The following is a 277-nucleotide window of genomic DNA, read 5'->3' as shown; positions in this document are numbered from 1 at the left end:
TAGAAGATCTTCTTATAGCCACAATTCTGTCTTCTTTTAGGACATCCATTACAGACAAAGGGAGCTTTGTCGAGTAGAGGGCAAGGAAGCTTATCACAAGTAGATTCTCTAACTTGTCTGTTTCGTTTGACCTCTTTGGAAACAGTAGTTGGGTCTTTTAGAATGGACTGTCCAATAGCTTTGAAGGTTTCACCGCGCTCTAAGCCTAGTTGGATATCATTACGGTCTGAAAGGGTAAGATGTTTATGTTTTGTCATAGTAGACCTCATTTCTAATT

General features: G+C 39.4%; 1 protein-coding gene. It reads right to left on the bottom strand.

Translation table 11 applies throughout. The features are described from left to right. Positions 1 to 257 (bottom strand): helix-turn-helix domain-containing protein (locus SMIDD26_RS11015; protein WP_134990323.1); only part of this gene is annotated, 257 nt, incomplete at its 3' end. Positions 258 to 277: the final 20 nt, after the last annotated feature.

This window comes from Streptococcus mitis, assembly GCF_001579035.1.
GTDB lineage: Bacteria > Bacillota > Bacilli > Lactobacillales > Streptococcaceae > Streptococcus > Streptococcus mitis_J.
Note: the sequence above shows the minus strand (reverse complement) of the source record. Positions and strands in the feature narration are given on the sequence as shown.